We start from the raw sequence: 18,729 nt of genomic DNA on the forward strand, positions 1-18,729 counted from the left end.
CTATTACTTATCACCTTTCTAATGCAGTAACTACTTTTTTCAGATTAGCATTCTTTTTCCACATTTCCAGGCGTTTGCGGACTTTGTCGTCCGTTACGCAATGGCCGTTCATGCGAAGCACTTCCGCGTAGAGTTCGAGTAACTGTTTTTGTCCGGTGACCGGATTGTCGGGCAATCCGCCGATCAATACAGTGAGTAACTCTTCCAGTTGTTGATTGTGAAAGGCGCTTCGTTTGTATATGCTTTCATACACTTCTGTGGTGAAGCGTTTTAGCGGAACAATGCCCATATTGATAATTCGTGCTACTATTTCTCCTAACCGGTGATTGTCTATTCTGTTGTTAGCGATGCCTTCCACCCATAGCTCCGCAGCGTATGAACGGACGGTTTTGTCAACAAAAAGCAGGCCTCCGCCCAGCAACAGTAAACTCATCTCCCGGAGCGGACAGTGAAAAGACAATAACATACGTAAAGCATTGGCTACACTGCGTTTGCTCTCTTCCTGCGGTGAACTGAAGTCCATGTAGCAGTTGATGATTTGTGCAACCAGTGGTTCCGGCTGGTTGGGGAAGAAGCTGAACAGACGTTCCATATAGTCGGAATCGCCTATATTGTATCTGCTGTTGATGACCAGATGTTCTTGCCAAAGCTGGTGGCTGTTGTGTTCTGCATACTCATGCCACTTGTAGAAATCGAGCTGGAGCAGACGTACATCTGCTGCATATTGATTTTCTTTCTGTGCCGGTTCTTTCCAGCCATAATTTCCTGTCAGGTAATTGTGGGGCAGCGTATTGCAGGAGAAGTTTTTGAATGCTTCGAATTCAGTATCCGGCTCTTTCACCAGTCCGGCTGCAAGCCAGGCAGATGGATGATTGTACGGTGGTTCGGGCTGCGTCCCTTTATCTAATAAAAAGAGACAAAGATGCAGATATTCATTATTTAATAATTGTCGGGCGACAGCAATGGCTTCTTCCTTGTCTTCTAAAGCGCAGCGTGCTATGGCCAGCTGAAAATCCCATGAACAAGGCTTTGCATTCGCTTCCTGATAAACGGCGAGCCGTCGTACAAGTTCGGTGGCCTGGATGTATGCCGGGCTATGTGTCGGAGTAGAGAGTAAAGGTAATGAGTCGCCTTTTTGGATTTTACGGATTACTTCCAGCCACAATTGTTTGATAGGTTCAAAACAAGTTCTATTGCTGTAGGCTGGTTGCCAGTCTGCAAGACGTTTGAAAGCACGTTCGTCGTAGGCACCTCTGTTTGCGTCTATTCCTTTGAGTCTTTCTTCCAGGCGGGTGAAGAGCTTACTTAGGAATCCTTGGTTGGCAGTGTCTTTTTGTGTCCATAAACGTTGATATTCCAGCAGGAAAGTGGCAAGAAAGTTCTCGTATACCGCCCAACTATTGATAATGATGTTGGCTGCCCGTTGGAATACAGGCTCCATCCGGCTGAAATCTTCTTCATCCAACTGAGGATGGAAGGCGATGAGGGCGGCAATCGCTGTGTCTGTTTCCCAACTTTCATTCATGTCGAACAGGCGGCTGAGCTGGAACAGAAAATCTTCTTTATTGGCAGGAAACGGGATGCGGTTGTCTTCCCAACAAATACGAACCTTTTCTTGGAAGGTTGTTTCGGGAAGGCCGGCTTCTTCCGCAGGCTGCTTCATGAAAGAAACAAGTATATCCTGTACGCTCTGGAACATCTCGGGTTGGTAAGATAGCAATGCCTCTTGCAATGTAGAAGAGGATGCGTCTCCGTACTTTGATATAAAGCTGGCAGCTTTCTTTTGCAGGCTTTCATCTTTCTTCAGGAATAGTTGGCAGAGTGGGATGCAACACGCTTCTTTCATTTCGGGGTGCCCGGCAACGATCTGCTCAAAAATGGAATAAATAGTAAGCAGTGAGTTTTTGGGGCTGGAAAAGAAAAGAGTAGTCGCACGCTCGATAAACTCCTGATAGCGGAATTCGCCTTCGGAAGCAATCTTTTTTAATTGCTGTAACATCACATTCACCGGTTTGGTGTATGGAGAGGTGAACACTTGCATAATTTCCTCTTGCAGGGATATGAGTTCTTCAACCCTTGGCTGCAATTCTTCAAAGAGTCCGGCAAACCAATTTACCATGTCTTTTTTAAAACTTCGGTTGAAGGTGGAAAGTGTTGCTCGCAGAAGCCGGTTTCTGTCCAGATGTCCGTCGAGAGAAAAGCGATAGAAGGCGGCGCTAAAGCTTTCATCCCGTGAGGTGGTCCCTTCTTTATAGGCTGTTTGGGCGCGGTCATTATGATAACCAATGGATGATTCCAGTTCGAAAAGATACCAAATGTGTTCTTTCAGGGTGATTTCTCTTTTTAATAGTAAATCGCTGTTAAAAGTGTCTTTCCCTTTAGGAATGGAAGATCTGATACAGATATAACCGGGCAATATTTGTGCGATACGTTTTGGAGAGAGTTCCTGCATATAGCCCATATCTATCAGCTGCATGAGCTGTTCGTAGGATATATTGAAATTCAAGTAACTTTCCGCATCATTTATATACTCTGCCAGCCAACTGGGAGTATAAAGAGAAAGCAATTTGCAAAGTAAGTTGAAGTCTATGTGGTATCCCAGGTCCATTTCTCGTTTGTTGCCACATACGAACTGTACGGCACCCAGAAAGCGTGCCCGGTGATGATCGCAAAAAGTTTCACTAAACTTGCCTTTTATCCATTGCAGTTCCCGGATAGTGGGCAGGAGTTTTCTCCGTTCTTTCACTGAAAGTTCTAACAACCTTTTGATAAAAGGTATCAATATCTTTTCTTCTTTCTCCGGAGTATCCACATAAGTTTTGGATAATTTCTCCAACTCGCGTTTCAGTTCTTCCATTGTACAAGTTTCTTTACTGCCAAAATATGTTTGCAGGCTCCCCGTTCTCCCTGATTGCCGCTAAACCAGGTACAGGTGCAGCGTTCTTTCTCACCTTCCCTGTCCAGAATAACCGTATGTCTTACTCCTCCGCTCCCAGCGACACGTGCTTCTGTCTGGTTTCCGTCATTTGATATAATTTCCACTTTCTCTTCTTCCAATAGCTTCTCGGCAGCCATCATACGCGGATTGAGACTCAGGATGCGCTCTGTCTTAAAAGGCAGGCGACGATAAAAGAAACTATTCTCATCCAAGTCGAATCCCAGTAACCCCATAGCTGCCAGTCGTGCGGACAGAGAATCCACCTTATCGAGATCAATGTGCTCCTCAATAGCGAAAAGAGTGGGGTTGAACTGCTGGTTGGCGTAACTGTATTTATCCATCGCTTCTATCCATTTCTCCGGTACGTCTTCAAGCAGAGCGTCCAATGCCGCACCTTCTCCTGAGAATCCGCGCCAACATTCCCTCGACAGGGAAAGGCTGAAACGAACCGGACCGAAATAGAGTTGCCAGATGGTCGATTGCATTGTCGGATGAACAAAGACTCTCAGCTCGTCGGCAAATGGCAACAGGGGTTCGAGCAGGCGCAGACGATGTACTCCTCCGATACAAACGGCATTCAGACTTTTCACCGGTGAAAAGGCCGGTTTTTGTCCGCGCATCACCAAATAATAGTCACATTTCACGGTTCCTTTGGGGAGTGTCTGAAAGAGTTGCAAAGTCTGTATGCGATTGAAAGAATACATCCGTTCGGCAACAGACTGGTAAATCTGTACCGTGGTCAGCCCCTTTATCCATTTTACGGGCAGCGGTACTTTGCGTTCTATTACTTTTTCACCTTTATTGTAAAGCCCTACCTCCTTAGGTCCGACTGACATCACTACTTTTTCTTGTTTGCTGATGCTTCCCAATGCAGAAATCATACCGGCATTGAAGTCAACATTCGTTGTTCCGTTCTCCAGAAACTCTCCGTCGTGTCCATCGGGCAGTACGTCGACTCTGGCATATACGCCTGCACAATTCGAAAATCCTTCGAAGCGTAAACGTTCATTTCCTGCCGTTACAATCGGGTCTTTCAGCATGGAAAGCTGGGCAGGAGTCAGATTAAAACTGGATTGTACTACGTTGGACAACGCAATGAGGCAGCGTGCCGTCATATAAGGTTGTGTCAACTTCCCCCAAAAGAAACAGGGAGCTTCTTTCTTTTCTATTTCACTGTATTTTGCCAGAAATAATTCGTCTTGATCAGACGAACGTTGTAACACAGACGGAGCAGCGTATTGATATGAAATAGTATCGGTCATAGATAAATATATAAGTGCTTGTTGGACATTTCCCAAATATAGAAATTAAATCTCAGAATGGAAACTTGTTGAGTAGTTTACTCTGTTTGTGATGCTGGGATTGTGATTTTATAAAGTGAAATATTTTAGGTTGTTTGCTTCGCTTTTGCGTTTTGAATGCGAAAGTCAATGTTCGTTTTTATGGATTGTTTTTTGTTTCAGTATAAATGATTGTTTATTGTATGTTGCTGATAAATAAAGAGTTATTTGATTATTAAAAATTATTCTTAATAGTTTTAGATAGATCTTTATATCTAAATAAATTATTTTTTATAACTACAATTATATAGATTTTTTATATGTAATGGAGAAATAATATTTTTGCGGTGAAATATTACTTTCACATTAGAGAGAACTAATAAGTGTTATGAAATATAGATTAAGAAAAGGAAGCTGTTTGTGAAAATCGCTCCAATATTGTTTGTTTTGTTTGTGTTATCCCATTTTGGTGCCAAGAGTGGTTTTCAAAATGGGATTTTTTTTGGCTGACTAAAAAGTCGGTAGTATCTTAACTCTCCTCCTTCGGGAAGGAGGAGTACCCGTAGGGGGAGGTGGTAGGTGAATACGCAATTCTTTTATTTATAGTAAATTAGAGATAACCTTGTTTACCTACCACCCCGGCTTTCAGCCACCCCTCTTTCCCGAAGGAGGGGAATTGGAGATACTATTGCCTTTTTAGTTAGTCCCTATCTAGGGTTTCTTTAATGATGCCCGTTTTATTTACCTCTTCCGTATCTTTAAAATCATAATCTTGTGGGAACTAGTATATTCTCATATACTTTGGGCATGGAATAAATTCTCTGAAAGGAGGCAAAAATTAGAGGAAGTAATAGATTCGGTCCCCGATGCCGGATATAAAAAATGGTTGTAACAACTTGTGTTACAACCATTTTTTTTGTGGACCAGCCTGGGCTTGAACCAGGGACCTCCAGATTATGAGTCTGTTGCTCTAACCAACTGAGCTACAAGTCCGGTGTATCCGTTTACTGGATGCGGTGACAAAAGTAGTATTTTCTATTGAAATATGCAAGTCCTAACAATAAAAAACTACAATACTTTCTCTTCTCAGAACTTATATTTGCGTTTCGGGTTCTTGGGGAACCAGCCTTTTTTCACCCGGTCTTCCTGCTCAAAGACCTCTTTGATGGTCCAAAACGAGGAGAAGGCAAATACCCCTAACAGAGAAGACAGAATGACATTGTCGACGCTCAGTGATGCCGCGACGCCTGCCATGCCTAGTATCAGGAATATCCACCAGCATTTGGTACCCCAATAATATTCGGCCTTTACCACGACAGGGTGAAAAAGGCCGATAATCAAAAAGGTACAAATTCCGATAAATAACCCGGCAAGGTGATATTCATTCAGGAATTCCATTCTGTTATTTTTCTACGCGGATAGGAATTTCTTTTTTGATACTCTGTTCCAGAGAAATCAGTGTTTCTGTAGCAACCACACCCGGTATTTCTTGCATTTTGTTATTCAGCAAGTCCATCAGATGTTCGTTGTCGCATGCGTAGAGTTTGGTCAGCATGGTATAAGGACCGGTAGTGAAATGACATTCCACAATTTCCGGAATCTTTTGCAACTCGGCCACCACTGATTTGTACATAGAACCTTTTTCCAGTTTGATTCCCACGTATGTACAAGTTCTGTAACCTAGTGACTTCGGGTTTACGTGATAGCCTGAGCCTACGATGACGCCCAAGTCAATCAGTCTTTGTACGCGTTGATGGATAGCTGCACGTGACACTCCGCATTCGGCTGCTACGTCTTTGAAAGGGATGCGGGCATTCTGTGAAATAATCTCTAGAATCTGCCTGTCGAGGTTGTCTATTTTTTCCATAATAATAAATTATAATTTCCTGTTGTTATCAAATAGTAAGCAAATATAGAGATTTATTTTAATTATTCTTCTTTTACGGGAAAAAAAATAGGAAAAAGCAAAAAAAAGGAGTGCAAAGACTTTGCACCCCTTTCCTTTTTCTATTTAGAAAGATACTTTCTTATTTCTTATCTTTTTCGATACCTACCAACTCAACTTCGAAAATCAGAGTAGAGAACGGTTTGATCTGTCCTGATTCTCTTGAACCGTAAGCGAGTTCTTGCGGGATGTAAAGTTCCCATTTAGAACCTACAGGCATCATAGTCAGAGCTTCTGTCCAGCCTTTGATTACTTGGTTGGCACGGAAAGTAGCAGGCTCGTTACGTTTGTAAGAGCTGTCGAATTCTGTACCGTCGATCAAAGTACCTTTATAGTTCACTTTCACTTTGCAAGTGTCAGCAGGGATTTCACCTTTACCTTCAGTGATTACTTTGTACTGCAATCCGCTTTCAGTAGTTTTCACACCTTCTTTAGTTTTGTTTTCAGCAAGGAATTTTTCACCGGCAGCTTTATTGTCAGCGTATTTTTCTTCCATAGCTTTCGCTTTGATAGTTTCCATAGCTGTGCGAGTATATTCCTGAGCAGCTTCCATAGTCATCACGCCACCTTTTTCCAGTGTACCTGCGATGAAACCAGCCATGAAGTTGTCTTTGCTGATCGTTTTGGTAGAGTCACCAGCGAACAGTTCCTGGTTGATACCTTTCATCATCTGGTTGCTGATCTGCTGACCGATCTGAAGACCTGCCATATAAGCGATGTCTTTCTTGCTAGTCTTGTTTGCACCTTCGTTCAAACCTTTGATGAATTCTGCCATGTAAGCAGTATCAACGTCCAGACGGCCTGTCAGATAGCCTTTCAGACCTTGAGTCTGAGCCATACCGATAGAGTAAGACAGTGAATCGATGTCTGTTTTCAGATTTGCTTTAGGAGCTTGAGCTGTACAAGAAGCAAGACTTGCAGCAGCGGCGATTGCCATAAAAATACTAACTTTTTTCATTTTGCTTTGAAATTTTTTATTTATAATACTTCGAGTAATTCTACTTCAAATACCAATGTGCTGTGAGGAGGAATCATTTCTCCGGCACCTCTGGCGCCATAAGCAAGGTCGGACGGAATATAGAGTTTCCATTTGGAACCTTCGGGCATCAGTTGTAATGCTTCCACCCATCCCGGGATTACCTGATTGACGCCGAATACAGCCGGTTCTCCGCGCTTGATAGAGCTGTCGAACAGTGTACCATCGATCAGTGTGCCTTCGTAGTGGCATTTTACCTGATCGGTAGCTTTCGCTTTTTTGCCTGTGCCTTCGTTGATCACTTCGTATTGCAGTCCGCTGGGCAGCGTAACCACGCCCGGCTTTTTCTTATTTTCTTCGAGGAAAGCTTTTCCTTGTTCGATGGCGGCAGCGCCCATCTTAGCTTCCAGTTCTTCGAAATACTTGTTCACTATTTCGCGGGCTTCCTGATGGCTGATAGCCGTCTGATTACCTTCCAATACATCTTTAATTGCTTGTGCAAAGTCATCTACGGCGATGCCTTTTGCACCCATGCTTAATAAGTTTTGACCGATTCCGAGGCCAATAGCGTAACTGAATTTATCCATATAATGTTTTTGTTGAAGATTGAAGCATATCACCTTCATGGTTTTAGCTTTCAATCAATTGCAAATTTATGAATCGCAAAAGTACACGTTTTATTTGAATGATTTAGCATTTAGTATTTAAAAATTCTTATATCCGTGAAAGTTAGTCTCTTTTCTTTAAGGAATTAATTCCTTCATTCCTAAGATTTAATCTTTGTGTTCTTACTGTTTAAGTTCGTTTATGCTGGAATTTATTCGTCTGACAGCTGTTGAACTTGCGTCTGACAACTGTTGATTTTTCGTCTGACAACTGTCAGACGAAAGAAACACATCTGTCAGACGAATAGTTTTTTGCATGACCGGCAGTAAGCCTTTGTATGGGCAGCATTAAATTCTTGTATCTGTCTGATTAGATTATGCGGGCGGAAGTTTTCCTTTATTCAATGATTCTGATTACATTTGTATATCTTTTAATAATAAGGAGGAGCGGTTATGAAGAATCTGGTAGTATTGACAGGTGCGGGCATGAGTGCCGAAAGTGGAATCAGCACATTTCGTGATGCGGGCGGTTTGTGGGATAAATATCCTGTGGAGCAGGTAGCTACTCCCGAAGGATACCAGCGTGATCCTGCATTGGTGATTAACTTCTATAATGCACGAAGGAAACAATTGCTGGAAGTGAAGCCGAATCGCGGACATGAACTGCTGGCGGAGCTGGAAAAGAATTTCAATGTGACGGTTATCACACAGAATGTAGATAATCTGCACGAACGGGCAGGAAGCAGCCATATCATTCACTTGCATGGTGAGTTGACAAAGGTCTGTTCCAGCAGAGACCCGTATAACCCTCATTATATAAAGGAACTGAAGCCGGAAGAGTATGAAGTGAAAATGGGGGATAAGGCTGGTGACGGAACTCAGTTGCGTCCTTTTATTGTCTGGTTCGGAGAGGCGGTGCCGGAGATTGAGACAGCTGTCCGATATGTAGAAAAGGCGGATATATTCGTTATCATCGGCACATCGCTCAATGTATATCCTGCGGCAGGTTTGCTGCATTATGTACCGAGAGGAGCAGAGGTGTATCTGATAGACCCGAAGCCGGTGGATACACATACTTCCCGTTCGATACATGTCCTTCGGAAAGGAGCTTCTGAAGGGGTGGAGGAACTGAAACAACTGCTTATTCCAGCTCCGTAGCAAAGATATGACTATTCCGGAGTGTTTCCGAAATCTCGAGTGCGGTGATATTGCTGCACTCGATTCTTAATACCTTCTCCCAGTCCTCGAAATCTACATTCCATCGAGTGATTTGCGGGAACTTTGCCAGGAGACTTCCGATGAGCTTGATGTCGCGTCTCTTCGTGATGGAGGTCCGAAAAATTAGAATCTGATTTTCCATGTCTTTTTAGGTGTTTATTCCTGTGAACGAAATTCACGGATAGTGATATTGAAATGTTGTTTAAAGTTGCGGCTGAGGAGTGATAAACTGCTGAAACCACAACGACCGGCAATTTCGGTCGCAGACAGTTGCCTGTCATTCTGTAGTAGCAGCGCTGCTTTTTCAATCCGGGTGCGTTTGATGTATTCCGTTGGTGTTTCGCCCGTCAGAAACGTGAAAACGCGATGAAAGTGGAAAGGAGAAAAGCACGCGATTCCTGCCATCTTATGCAATGATAGAGGTTGGTCTATGTTTTGATGAATATATTCGGTCACTTTGTCGATCCGTAATTTATATTCCTGCCTATTTATTTCTTTCGTTTCCATTTTAATGCAAAATAAAGAATAATAAGAGCCGGAGAGTTGTCCTATCTTGCCAACTTCTCCGGCAGATAATGATTATCTTTTTTGTCCTATATAGAATACGTAGCCATAGTAATCTTTATATTTACTATACAGACTTCGTTCGTACTGCTGACCTTTCATGAAATCCATCGCAGTTTTATTTCCCGCGTGTTCTTTCATGAATGTCTCCCGTACTTCATCTTGTGGGGCAAAATAATGTTCTGTCCAGCAGTTCTCCGGTAGGATGAAATGGGCTGTTGGAGTATATCCGGCCCTTTCCATCTTGTCAATACATGTCGGGATCACGCTGATTTCCGGATAGGCGTCCATCCAGAAGTCTTCTATTTCCGCAGGGCGTTCCGAAGTGAACCAGGATGCTTCGCTCACTGCGATGAAACCGCCTTTTTTCAGGTATTTGTTCCATTCGTTCATCCCACGTTCGAATCCTATATTGTAGATTGCTCCTTCGGACCAGATCAGATCGAGTTCCTCGTTCTGAAACGGGAGATTATCCATTGATCCGGTGATTCCTTTTACTCTGTCGGCGCAATTGGCTTTCACCGCATTCTCATTGAATATTTCGATAAAATCGGGAAAGAGGTCTATGCCCGTAATCTGTCCTTTCACGTAGTCAGCCAGAAACAGTGTCTGACCTCCTGTGCCGCAGCCGATATCGGCAATCTTTGCATCATCGGTCAGTTCGTTGATGAAACTTACAGCTTTGCGTGTGGCTTCCGGACTTCCGGGACCTTGACGTTTCAGCAGCTTGAAGTAGTTACATATGAAAGAGAAATCGAAATCATGTATAGATGTATTATTGTTACTCATTGTTTTTAATGTTTTAGGTGTACGTCAAATGGAGGCATACGGGGGATGCATAAAACCATTTGAACCTACAATAGTTGTTATTTTTTTAGAAAATAGAAATCAACTCTGACATGAATATGCCGGAGAAAATGTAAGGGATAATCTGTAATGAGAGGAAGACTTACAGATTATTTACAGAACGAGATCCTTGCGGAATGTAAATGTGATTAACATCCAATTATTCTTTTTAGTTTGTGGCAAAGATATGGTTTTAACCTAAAAACACCATTGATTTTTCCTTGAAAAAATACTGTGGGACTGTATTTTAGCAAGAATCGTCAAATGAATAAACTGCATTTCGGCTGGAAGGGTATAAATTAAAGAGATTCTTAACCAATAATTATGTTTTTTTTGTATTTTTGCTACCCGCAATATAATTATGTGTAAAATGTGGCGAAGAACAATAACCTTTCTCTTAAGTCTTTTATCTATGGTAATGGCGGAAGCCACTAATCATTATTTTAAGCATTTGGGAGTATCTGATGGATTATCTCAGGTGTGTATCCCATCAATTTATCAGGATGAGTTAGGGGCAGTCTGGCTGGGAACTACTGAGGGACTGAATAGATACAACGGTAAGGATGTAAGAGTATTCCAGCCTTCGGAAAGTAATCATGGACTGACTAATAATGAGATTAACGAATTATGTGGAGATAAGAACGGAAGAATGTATATTCGTTCGGGAAACGATCTGATTAAACTGGATATTTATACGGAGCAATTCACTTGTCTGCGACAGAAAGGTGTGTATGGACTGTTTTGTAAGAAAGATACACTTTGGGTGAGTTGTGCAGACGGCATTTATTATTATACGGGACAGGGTACAGAGCTGACGTTCTTTGCTCGTGTGCAGAAAGGTTTTGTGGGAAGAGCACTCTATGTAGACAGAGAGACTGTATGGGTGGTTACCAGAAAATACTTGGTCGCAATATCACGTGAAGACCCTCTTCGGCAAGAGATTTTACTTACCCTTGATAAGGGTAATTGTATTTTGGGTGATAGTTCCGGAAATATATGGGTGGGAGCCTGGAACGGATTATACCGTGTTTCTCCCGATCGGGAGACAACCGCTTATGTTAGTCATTCGGGAATGGGGGAATTATCCGATAATCAGGTCCGATGCGTGCTGGAAGATGATTTTAAGCATATTTGGGTAGGTACGTTCAAGGGAATCGATTGTTACGATCCGATTACTGATACGTGGAGTCATTATACGCGTTATGGAAGTTCTTCGAATTCTTTAAGCCATACTTCTATTCTCTCTCTTCATAAAGATATGCAAGGTAATATTTGGGTCGGGACTTATTATGGAGGAGTGAATGTATTCAATCCTGATAAGAATAATCATAGCTTTTATTGTGCCGAACCTTTACGTGAAGACTGTCTCAGCTTTCCGGTAGTCGGTAAAATGACTGAAGATAGTGCAGGAAATGTGTGGATCTGTACTGAAGGTGGAGGGCTGAATTGTTATCATGGGGATACTGGCGTTTTCTCCCGATATATGTATCAAAAAGGAGATCAGAGTACATTAGGGAGTAATAATGTCAAGTCGGTTTTTTATAGAAAGGAGAACAATCGATTGTATGCGGGGACTCATTTAGGAGGATTGTTCGTTCTGGATTTAAAATCGAACAAGGGACACACTCTCCATCATGTTACCGGTGACCCTGCCTCGTTGCCTCATGAGATTGTGAACGATATTCAGGAGTATAAGGATGGCATTGCGATGTTGACACAAGGTGGTCCGGTGTTTTTTGATCCGGTGACCGAGAAATTCTCACCGCTTACGGATGATCCGTCTGTCCAGAAATTGATCAGTCGGGAATATGCTTTTGAAACGTTTCTGATCGATAGCCGGCAGCGTATGTGGCTTGCTGTTGGTGGCGGAGGGATAGTGTGCGTCAATTTATCTTCTTCAAAAGTGACTCAATATTTGGCGGATAGCGAGAAAGACACGTTGACGGTAGGAAGATACAAAACCGTGCATATTTTTGAAGATAATAAAGGAGATATTTATTTTAGTACAATTGGCGCGGGGATATTCAAGTATCAAGAGAAACAGGATGCTTTCAAGTCTTACGGAACTGCCAATGGAGTACTTCCGAGTAATTATTGTTATTATATCTGCGAGTCTGCCAGGGATAATTGTCTGCTTGTTTTGCATGGGAAAGGGCTTTCTATCTTTGATCGTGAAAAAGAGGTTACAGAAGAGACTTATCACTTGTTTCGTCAGACTTATAATTTGGGGTCCGCTTTATATCGAAGCAAAAATGGGATTATTTATATAAGTGGTACCAATGGATTGGCTATGTTTCAAGAGCGGTCCTTTTATGAATCTCAGGTCAAAAGCTTCTTGAATTTTGATAAATTGTTTATTTTCAATGAAGAAATAGTTCCTGGTGATGAGTCCGGCATCCTGACTGAGATATTGGCGAAAACATCGGATATCTTTTTAAGCTATCAGCAGAATAACGTAACAGTGGAATTTGCTACTTTTAATTATAATAGTGACCGTAATCGTTTGTTTGAATATTATCTGGATGGCTTCGATAAAGTGTGGACCCAGACTTCCGGCACTACGGTTACTTACACCAATCTGCCTCCCGGAGATTATACGCTCAAAGTTCGTTCGATGGAAAATAAGGAGAGTTTGAAAGATGCAATCTGCTTGAATATACATGTTTCCGCTCCTTTTTATGCTACCATATGGGCATATCTGTTTTATGTCCTTTGTCTGACTGCATTGATGGTCGCATTTGTTCGTTTTAAAACACGGCAGGCGGCTCTGAGGTCTTCATTGGAGTTTGAGCGAAAAGAAAAAGAGAGGATTGAAGAACTCAATCAAGTAAAATTGCGCTTCTTTACTAATATTTCTCATGAATTTCGTACTCCATTAACGCTTATTCTGGGGCAAATTGAAGTATTGATGCAAATGGATTTGGGCACAACCGTTTATAATCGTATTCAGCGTATATATAAAAACGCCTGGCATATGCGGAATTTGATCTCCGAGTTGCTCGATTTTCGCAAACAGGAGCAGGGTTATTTGAAACTCAGAGTTGAAGAACAGAATTTGGTTACTTTTACTCGTCAGATTTATATGTGTTTTTATGAATATGCACAAAAAAAGGAGATCACATATCGCTTTGATTCTGTAGAGGAAACGATTTCTGTCTGGTTTGATCCAATACAGTTACAGAAAGTGATTTTTAATTTATTGTCGAATGCTTTTAAGTATACATCCAATAAGGGAAATATAACTGTAGAAGTAAGGAAAGTTGCTTCACAGGCCGTAGTTTCAGTGTGTGATACGGGTATTGGGATTCCGGTTGAACATATTTCGAAGATATTCGACCGGTTCTATCAGACGGATAATGCCTCTTCTTCCTCTTCTTTTACTTTGGGGACAGGCATCGGATTGGCGTTGGCAAAAGGAATTATGAATATGCATCATGGAAAGATTGAGGTAGAAAGTACTGTTGGTGAGGGTACTAAGTTTATCTTGTCTCTACCTTTAGGAAACCGACATTTCAGTGATGAAGAGATGGCTGTGACGGAAGGTCGGGAGTCACTGATTATTCCGGAAGCTTCTGTATCTTCTTATGGACAGTTGATGGCGGAAGAGATAAAAGAACCTGAATCGCAGAAAAATATGGATGAAGAAGATAAGCCTACGATTCTTTTGGTAGATGATAATACCGAACTATTGTCCATGCTGGAAGATATATTCTTACCGATGTATAATGTATATACTGCGTGTAATGGACGCGAAGGACTGGAGATGGCGCAACAAATACAACCGGATCTGATAGTAAGTGATGTGATTATGCCTGAGATGTCAGGTAAGGACTTGTGCTATAAAATCAAGACCAATGTAGAACTTTCTCATATTTCTGTCGTTCTGTTGACAGCACAGACTTCTGTGGAATATGTTGTAGAAGGTTTGATGTTCGGAGCGGATGATTATATAACGAAGCCGTTTAATATAAAGGTATTGGTGGCCCGTTGCAATAACTTGATAAAAAACAAGAAACGTCTGATTGCACATTATGCGGGTAAGGTCATTACGGAATCTCCTGTAGCGGAAGCTATTAATGAGAAAGATAAAGAACTGCTGACGAAATGTGTAAATATTGTCAGAGAGAATTTTGAGAACCCTGATTTTGATGTTACTGCGCTTGCTTCAGAATTATGTATGGGACGTAGCAAATTATATATGCAGTTTAAACAAATGACCGGGTTGACTCCGAATGAGTTCATCTTGAAAGTGAAGCTGGATGAAGCTATGTCTTTGCTGACAGAGCATCCGGAACTAAATATAACAGAGATTTCCGTTCGGCTCGGCTTTTCTTCTCCCCGTTATTTCAGCAAATCCTTTAAAGCCTTCTTCGGGATTGCTCCGCAAGGAGTCAGGAGTAGGAAGGAGTAGTTGTTTCATTACCTGACTTCTCAAGTATTAATATCCGGCATATCAGCTATTAATATCCGACAATTCAGTTGTTAATACCTGATATATCAGCTGTTAATACCTGACAAACCAGGTATTAATCCCCCCAATGTCTGCCTATAGGTTGCTATACGTTGGATAACATCATTTGTGCAGAAAAAGAAGGGCGATGTATCCAAATCTTCCATTATAGGTGACCAAATCTTCCATGTGGATGCAGAAATGTTCTTTTTGCAAAATTTGTGTTTATGGATGTCATATAGGTCTCCTATTTTTGCAATGCTTTCATTCTGTTTTAATACATAGAATCAAAGACAATAAAATAAGTATGAAAAACACAATAATTTATCGCATGAAAAGCAGATTAATAACATTACTCTTATTATTGATTACTGTCAGTTCTGTAACGTTTGCTCAAGAAGCAAAGAAGGAAATTCCTTTGAAATATGGAGCTACGAATGAAGGTAAACGGCAAGACCCTGCCATGCAGAAGTTCCGTGACAATCGTTTGGGTGCCTTCATCCACTGGGGACTGTATGCTATCCCCGGGGGAGAGTGGAATGGAAAAGTATATGGCGGAGCTGCCGAATGGCTGAAAAGCTGGGCAAAAGTACCTGCTGATGAATGGCTGAAACTGATGGATCAATGGAACCCTACGAAATTTGATGCGAAGAAATGGGCAAAGATGGCCAAAGAAATGGGTACTAAGTATGTCAAGATTACAACGAAACATCATGAAGGCTTCTGTCTGTGGCCTAGTAAGTATACTAAATATACCGTAGCAAATACCCCATATAAGCGTGATATATTGGGCGAGTTGGTGAAAGCCTATAATGACGAAGGAATTGATGTACACTTCTATTTCTCAGTGATGGACTGGAGTAATCCGGATTATCGTTATGATATAAAATCCAAAGAAGATAGCATCGCCTTCAGCCGTTTCCTTGAATTTACCGACAATCAACTGAAAGAACTGGCAACACGTTACCCGACCGTTAAGGACTTCTGGTTTGATGGTACGTGGGATGCCAGCGTTAAAAAGAATGGTTGGTGGACAGCTCATGCAGAACAAATGTTGAAGGAACTCGTTCCGGGTGTTGCCATCAATAGCCGCTTACGTGCTGATGACAAAGGAAAGCGACATTTTGATAGCAATGGTCGTCTGATGGGTGACTACGAATCCGGCTACGAACGCCGCTTGCCCGATCCGGTGAAAGATCTCAAAGTTACACAGTGGGACTGGGAAGCCTGCATGACTATACCCGAAAATCAATGGGGATATCACAAAGACTGGTCATTGAGCTATGTGAAAACTCCGATTGAAGTCATTGACCGCATTGTACACGCTGTTTCCATGGGTGGAAACATGGTTGTCAACTTCGGGCCTCAGGCAGATGGTGATTTCCGTCCCGAAGAGAAAGCAATGGCTACAGCGATTGGTAAGTGGATGAATCGTTACGGAAAAGCTGTTTATGCTTGCGATTATGCCGGATTTGAAAAACAAGACTGGGGATATTATACACGTGGTAAAAACGATGAAGTTTATATGGTAGTATTCAATCAGCCTTATAGTGAACGGTTGATTGTAAAGACTCCGAAAGGCATTACAGTAGAAAAAGCCACTTTGCTGACTACCGGTGAAGATATCACTGTTGTTGAGACAACCCGCAATGAATATAACGTATCTGTTCCTAAAAAGAATCCGGGTGAACCTTATGTAATTCAGCTTAAAGTTCGTGCAGCTAAAGGAACAAAAAGTATTTATCGAGATGCTTTAACATAAATGATAAAGAAACGATTCTATGAAGTTTAAATATATACTCATTTTATCAGCGCTTATCGGGCAGATTCTTTCACTCTCTGCCCGGGAAGTGACCTCTTTCAATGAAGGATGGCTATTCAAACGCGGGCCTTTTTCACAGGACCCGGTGAAGGTCGCTGCTCAATGGAATGCGGACTGGGAAACTGTAAACTTGCCTCATACCTGGAACGCTAAAGATATGCAGGTAAAAGCTGATGCTTTCTATGAAGGAGTTGGTTATTACAGGAAAACACAATTCTTTGGCAATGAGTTGAAAGGGAAGCGTGTATTTCTTCGCTTTGAAGGTGTGGGCGCCAACACAGAAGTGTATGTCAACGGTAAACTTGTCGGAATGCACCGGGGAGCATACAGCGCCTTTGCTTTTGAAATTGGAACCGCATTGAAACTGGGAGCTGAGAATGAGATAATGGTAAAGGCGGATAATGCTTCACGTTCTGATGTGATTCCGGTAAATCACAATCTTTTTGGGGTTTACGGAGGTATCTATCGTCCGGTATGGCTGATTATTACTGAACAGAATAACATTACAGTTACCGATTGTGCCTCTCCGGGTGTATATATTACTCAAAGGAATGTATCGAAACGCTCTGCCGATATCACAGTGAAAGTGAAGCTGGACAATGGAAGTCTTACTCCTGCTGACTTGGTACTCGAAAATACCATTTATACGCAGAATGGCAAGAAGGTCACTTCCCATCGCCTTCCTTTGGTACTCACTCCGCAGGGAACACAGACTTACATTTCTACCTTCAAACTGAATAAACCGCATCTGTGGCAGGGACGTAAGGACCCTTATTTATATAAGGTTATTTCCCGCTTACTGGCGGACGGAAAAGTAATTGATGAGGTGGTACAGCCATTGGGTGTTCGTAGATATGAGATTGTGCCAGGCAAAGGTTTCTACTTGAATGGTGAGAAATACCCGATGTATGGGGTAACCCGTCATCAGGATTGGTGGGGATTGGGTAGTGCGCTTACCAACAAAGAACATGATTTCGACTTGGCTCAGATTATGGATATCGGAGCGACTACTGTCCGTTTCGCCCACTATCAACAGTCGGATTACCTGTATTCCCGTTGCGATTCTTTGGGATTGGTCATCTGGGCAGAGATTCCTTTTGTGAATCGGGTGACAGGATATGAAGCCGAAAATGCACAGTCTCAGCTTCGTGAACTGATTCGTCAAAGTTTCAATCACCCTTCCATTTATGTATGGGGATTGCACAATGAAGTATACCAGCCCCACGAATATACGGCAGGACTGACACAGACTCTGCATAATCTGGCCAAGACAGAGGATCCTGACCGCTACACTGTATCTGTAAATGGTTATGGCCATGCAGAGCATCCGGTCAATCAAAATGCGGATATTCAGGGAATGAACCGCTACTTCGGATGGTATGAGAAAAAGTTGCAGGATATCGAGCCTTGGGTAAAAGGGCTGGAGGAGAAATACCCGTGGCAGAAACTGATGTTGACGGAATATGGTGCTGATGCAAATCTGGACCATCAGACAGAATATCTGGGTGATGCTCTGAACTGGGGAAAGTCTTTCTATCCGGAAACTTTTCAGACCAAGACGCATGAATACCAATGGAGTGTCATTGCAAAGCATCCCTATATCATCGCTTCTTATCTTTGGAATATGTTTGACTTTGGTGTACCGATGTGGAGCCGTGGCGGTGTACCTGCCCGTAACTTGAAGGGGTTGATCACTTTTGACCGGAAAATCAAAAAGGACTCCTATTACTGGTATAAAGCTAACTGGAGCAAAGATCCCGTACTCTACCTGACCCAGCGTCGCAACATCGACCGCGAACGAAAACATACTTCTGTCACTGTTTATTCTAACATAGGTACACCGCAAGTGTATCTTAATGGAAAAGAACTGACGGGTATACGCCAAGGCTACACGGATGTGCACTATGTCTTGGCTGATGTAACCTTGGAACAAGGTAAGAATACAATTAAAACCGTTGCAACATATAATGGAAAAGAATACACTGACGAGATTGAATGGAACTATACCGGCGAAAAGAAGCGAAGTGCCGATTGGAGTGAAAACAAAGAAGAGCACGCAGGTTGGTAATCGGAGACGTTTCTGTA

13 protein-coding genes and 1 tRNA gene are annotated in these 18,729 nt (G+C 42.2%); 4 read left to right on the top strand and 10 right to left on the bottom strand.

The genetic code is table 11. The features are described 5' to 3' along the window. Positions 1 to 10: 10 nt before the first annotated feature. The 7 genes from DW640_RS14190 to DW640_RS14220 form a co-directional block, all read right to left on the bottom strand. Entirely contained in the window at positions 11 to 2,857 is a 2,847-nt protein-coding gene (locus DW640_RS14190) for a DUF6493 family protein (RefSeq protein ID WP_117578547.1), read from the bottom strand. After that, positions 2,845 to 4,200 (bottom strand): SWIM zinc finger family protein, encoded by a 1,356-nt coding sequence (locus DW640_RS14195; protein WP_072067070.1) that lies wholly within the window; start codon positions 4,198 to 4,200, stop codon positions 2,845 to 2,847. Before DW640_RS14195 ends, DW640_RS14190 begins: the two co-directional genes overlap by 13 nt. Positions 4,201 to 5,137: 937 nt before the next feature. Then, a tRNA-Ile gene (locus DW640_RS14200) sits at positions 5,138 to 5,211 on the bottom strand. Between the two features lie 93 nt (positions 5,212 to 5,304). Further along, entirely contained in the window at positions 5,305 to 5,616 is a 312-nt protein-coding gene (locus DW640_RS14205) for a DUF4491 family protein (RefSeq protein ID WP_008761809.1), read from the bottom strand. Positions 5,617 to 5,620: 4 nt separating this feature from the next. Continuing rightward, positions 5,621 to 6,085, bottom strand: a complete 465-nt coding sequence (locus tag DW640_RS14210) for an Lrp/AsnC family transcriptional regulator (RefSeq protein ID WP_005928359.1) — start codon at positions 6,083 to 6,085, stop codon at positions 5,621 to 5,623. A gap of 160 nt (positions 6,086 to 6,245) precedes the next feature. Beyond that, the gene (locus tag DW640_RS14215; RefSeq protein WP_008761810.1) at positions 6,246 to 7,121 is read right to left on the bottom strand and encodes an FKBP-type peptidyl-prolyl cis-trans isomerase; all 876 of its coding nucleotides are present in this window, start codon (positions 7,119 to 7,121) and stop codon (positions 6,246 to 6,248) included. A gap of 20 nt (positions 7,122 to 7,141) precedes the next feature. Then, a complete protein-coding gene (locus DW640_RS14220; RefSeq protein ID WP_008761811.1) occupies positions 7,142 to 7,726 on the bottom strand; it encodes an FKBP-type peptidyl-prolyl cis-trans isomerase in 585 nt (194 codons plus the stop codon). A gap of 471 nt (positions 7,727 to 8,197) precedes the next feature. Here DW640_RS14220 and DW640_RS14225 point away from each other — a divergent pair, with 471 nt between their 5' ends. Continuing rightward, a complete protein-coding gene (locus DW640_RS14225) occupies positions 8,198 to 8,902 on the top strand; it encodes an NAD-dependent deacylase (RefSeq protein ID WP_008761812.1) in 705 nt (234 codons plus the stop codon). On the opposite strand, the gene DW640_RS14230 is transcribed toward DW640_RS14225, so the two are convergent. The 3 genes from DW640_RS14230 to DW640_RS14240 all read right to left on the bottom strand — a co-directional run bounded on the left by DW640_RS14230 (position 8,886) and on the right by DW640_RS14240 (position 10,315). Then, the gene (locus tag DW640_RS14230; RefSeq protein ID WP_008767260.1) at positions 8,886 to 9,104 is read right to left on the bottom strand and encodes a hypothetical protein; all 219 of its coding nucleotides are present in this window, start codon (positions 9,102 to 9,104) and stop codon (positions 8,886 to 8,888) included. The genes DW640_RS14225 and DW640_RS14230 overlap by 17 nt on opposite strands. 14 nt (positions 9,105 to 9,118) lie before the next feature. Continuing rightward, positions 9,119 to 9,469 carry a helix-turn-helix domain-containing protein gene (locus DW640_RS14235; RefSeq protein WP_008761814.1) on the bottom strand — a complete coding sequence of 117 codons (351 nt, stop codon included), beginning with the start codon at positions 9,467 to 9,469 and terminating at the stop codon, positions 9,119 to 9,121. Between the two features lie 72 nt (positions 9,470 to 9,541). Then, a complete protein-coding gene (locus DW640_RS14240) occupies positions 9,542 to 10,315 on the bottom strand; it encodes a class I SAM-dependent methyltransferase (RefSeq protein ID WP_016269040.1) in 774 nt (257 codons plus the stop codon). A 469-nt stretch (positions 10,316 to 10,784) separates the two neighbouring features. Between DW640_RS14240 and DW640_RS14245 the strand changes: the two genes are divergently transcribed. The 3 genes from DW640_RS14245 (at position 10,785) to DW640_RS14255 (ending at position 18,712) form a co-directional block, all read left to right on the top strand. Further along, entirely contained in the window at positions 10,785 to 14,783 is a 3,999-nt protein-coding gene (locus DW640_RS14245) for an ATP-binding protein (protein ID WP_199610383.1), read from the top strand. Positions 14,784 to 15,153: 370 nt separating this feature from the next. Next, positions 15,154 to 16,584: an alpha-L-fucosidase gene (locus DW640_RS14250; protein ID WP_032841307.1), complete on the top strand. Its 1,431-nt coding sequence runs from the start codon at positions 15,154 to 15,156 to the stop codon at positions 16,582 to 16,584. A 19-nt stretch (positions 16,585 to 16,603) separates the two neighbouring features. Then, positions 16,604 to 18,712 carry a glycoside hydrolase family 2 protein gene (locus tag DW640_RS14255; RefSeq protein WP_008767256.1) on the top strand — a complete coding sequence of 703 codons (2,109 nt, stop codon included), beginning with the start codon at positions 16,604 to 16,606 and terminating at the stop codon, positions 18,710 to 18,712. Positions 18,713 to 18,729 lie beyond the last annotated feature (17 nt).

This window comes from Bacteroides sp. AM23-12 (assembly GCF_003434395.1).
GTDB lineage: Bacteria > Bacteroidota > Bacteroidia > Bacteroidales > Bacteroidaceae > Bacteroides > Bacteroides thetaiotaomicron.

Excerpts from the sequence above, each read along its gene's own strand:
- DW640_RS14210 (WP_005928359.1), bottom strand. The coding sequence starts at position 6,085 with ATGGAAAAAATAGACAACCTCGACAGGCAGATTCTAGAGATTATTTCA.
- DW640_RS14230 (WP_008767260.1), bottom strand. The coding sequence starts at position 9,104 with ATGGAAAATCAGATTCTAATTTTTCGGACCTCCATCACGAAGAGACGC.
- DW640_RS14220 (WP_008761811.1), bottom strand. The coding sequence starts at position 7,726 with ATGGATAAATTCAGTTACGCTATTGGCCTCGGAATCGGTCAAAACTTA.
- DW640_RS14205 (WP_008761809.1), bottom strand. The coding sequence starts at position 5,616 with ATGGAATTCCTGAATGAATATCACCTTGCCGGGTTATTTATCGGAATT.
- DW640_RS14225 (WP_008761812.1), top strand. The coding sequence starts at position 8,198 with ATGAAGAATCTGGTAGTATTGACAGGTGCGGGCATGAGTGCCGAAAGT.
- DW640_RS14195 (WP_072067070.1), bottom strand. The coding sequence starts at position 4,200 with ATGACCGATACTATTTCATATCAATACGCTGCTCCGTCTGTGTTACAA.
- DW640_RS14240 (WP_016269040.1), bottom strand. The coding sequence starts at position 10,315 with ATGAGTAACAATAATACATCTATACATGATTTCGATTTCTCTTTCATA.
- DW640_RS14255 (WP_008767256.1), top strand. The coding sequence starts at position 16,604 with ATGAAGTTTAAATATATACTCATTTTATCAGCGCTTATCGGGCAGATT.
- DW640_RS14190 (WP_117578547.1), bottom strand. The coding sequence starts at position 2,857 with ATGGAAGAACTGAAACGCGAGTTGGAGAAATTATCCAAAACTTATGTG.
- DW640_RS14235 (WP_008761814.1), bottom strand. The coding sequence starts at position 9,469 with ATGGAAACGAAAGAAATAAATAGGCAGGAATATAAATTACGGATCGAC.
- DW640_RS14215 (WP_008761810.1), bottom strand. The coding sequence starts at position 7,121 with ATGAAAAAAGTTAGTATTTTTATGGCAATCGCCGCTGCTGCAAGTCTT.
- DW640_RS14250 (WP_032841307.1), top strand. The coding sequence starts at position 15,154 with ATGAAAAGCAGATTAATAACATTACTCTTATTATTGATTACTGTCAGT.
- DW640_RS14245 (WP_199610383.1), top strand. The coding sequence starts at position 10,785 with ATGGTAATGGCGGAAGCCACTAATCATTATTTTAAGCATTTGGGAGTA.